We start from the raw sequence: 1,922 nt of genomic DNA on the forward strand, positions 1-1,922 counted from the left end.
GCACTCGGAAAGTGCCTTTCGAGTTGGTGCGGACAGGACCCTCAGCAAGTCCAATCCTTCCAGCTCAAGGCACTTTTCACGTTTAACGATCGGTTCCGGCCGCTTCCCAGGCGAAAGCCCCAGGTTAACTATTGGCTGTGCCGGCCCCGGATCGTGGCCATCCGGTCACCCTCCATCCAGGCGGTCGCCGGTTCGGCGGCCGGGCTCGATCACTGTCTATGCTGGCGTGTCATGACGGCACGGCCTGCGGCGGGCGGGGGTAAATGGGTCACGGTGGGGCCCGATCGCCTCGGCCGGTGGATCACCGGGTTCGGGGAGCGGCACGGCGAACCTGTGGTCGAGGCCGCGGCCGAACTGGTCACCCTGCGCGCCCCGGACGGCGCCACCGCCGAATGCCACGTGCCCTTCCCGCCGCTGACCGTGGCCGATGACCCCGTGCCCGCGCTGGTCGCGCACGCCGTCGCCCGGCGCCGGGTGGGCGTGCTCCTGGTACGCCTCGGGGGGTACGCGGCGGGCGTCTTCGACGGTGACACCCTGGTGGCCTCCAAGGTCGGCGCTCGTCTGGTGCACGGCCGTAGCGCCGCCGGGGGCTGGTCGCAGCAGCGTTTCGCCCGGCGCAGAGAGAAACAGTCCACCGAGGCCCTCCAGGCCGCCGCCGACGTGGCCGCCCGCGTCCTGCTGCCCCAGCTGGCCACCCTGGAGGCCCTCGTGCTCGGCGGCGACCGCCGCGCCATCGACGAACTCCGCACCGACCGCCGCCTCGTCCCACTCTTCGCCCTGGAACGCCCCCCGTTCCTGACCGTCCCTGACCCGAAACTCGCCGTCCTAACCGAAACTCCGTCCCAATTCCGCGCCGTGCGCATTCGCGTCACCGAGCCCTGAACCGGCGGCTCACGCCATTCCGGCGTGAAGTTCAAAGCGGGCGTTAAATGTCGCCGTGGGGCCCAGGTAGCGACATCAACTATGCGGCCACCCTGACGGTCAATAGCAAAACGAGCATTAGTTACCGGGTGACGGAATACACGGTTTCCAGTAGCCTCTAAAGCTGGCCGGAGAACGTCGTAGGCGGCTGGAACGCCTGTCGCGCAGGGGCCCGGAGGCCCGCCCCGCTCGCTATGAGCGCGCGTTGGCAGCTGACGGATGGATGGATGCGCTATGGAATCCAACGCGGGTAGGCGGCTCATCCGGCCGCTTTCTCTGCTTCTCGACGTCCTCATCTGGAGCACCGTGGCGGTGCTTCTGGTGATTTTCGCCGGAAGCGTGGCCGGGTGGGACCTGGAATGGAGCATCCGCGGGTTCGGGAATTCCCGTGTCTGCGTCGAGTCGCCGGCGAACGGAGAATACCGGATCACCGGTCCGGGAGCGCCCGAGCTCGAATCCGGCGCGCAGGCGCGAGCCGGGGAAATCATCGTGTGTAAAGACGATCCCCGCCCGAGGGAGCGCCGGCTGGGCGCGCTCACGGAGATTCCCGGCTTCATCCTGACCGGCGGCCTGCTGATAGGACTCAGAGTCCTGCTGTCCCGAGTACGAAGGAGAGGCCCGTCAGATGTCACCGTCGGACGGTTCGCGGAGCGGCTCGGCGTAGGCCTGACCGTCGGGGCGGTGCTGTGCGCCCTGGTGGCGCACGGGGCACGGATGGTCTTCATCGAGGCAGTGACGGTCTCAGGGGACGCTCTGATCGGCTGGGGCGACGTCGTCGGCACGGTCGACGTCGCGGCGATCACTCTCGGGCTGGCGCTGGTCGTCGCGGGGAGGATCCTGCGCCTGGCCGCGGCCGACCGGGAAGATCAGTCGGTCCCGGAGGTGCACGAGCTGGACACCCAGGTCTAGGACTCCAGACAGCCGGCCGGGCAGCGGCGCGGTAGCAGACCCTTCCGACAGAGCCGGGCCCGGACCCGGGAGGGTCAAAGGGCGGGTGGGTG

2 protein-coding genes are annotated in these 1,922 nt (G+C 68.9%); both read left to right on the plus strand.

Features of this window, described 5'->3' with window-relative positions:
* The first annotated feature begins 231 nt into the window (after positions 1-231).
* Entirely contained in the window at positions 232-882 is a 651-nt protein-coding gene (locus tag KIP79_RS46065; RefSeq protein ID WP_214111414.1) for an acVLRF1 family peptidyl-tRNA hydrolase, read from the plus strand.
* A gap of 273 nt (positions 883-1,155) precedes the next feature.
* Entirely contained in the window at positions 1,156-1,830 is a 675-nt protein-coding gene (locus tag KIP79_RS46070) for a hypothetical protein (RefSeq protein WP_214111415.1), read from the plus strand.
* Positions 1,831-1,922 lie beyond the last annotated feature (92 nt).

Origin of the sequence: Acrocarpospora catenulata, assembly GCF_018476525.1 — a bacterium.
Taxonomy (GTDB): Bacteria; Actinomycetota; Actinomycetes; order Streptosporangiales; family Streptosporangiaceae; genus Acrocarpospora; species Acrocarpospora catenulata.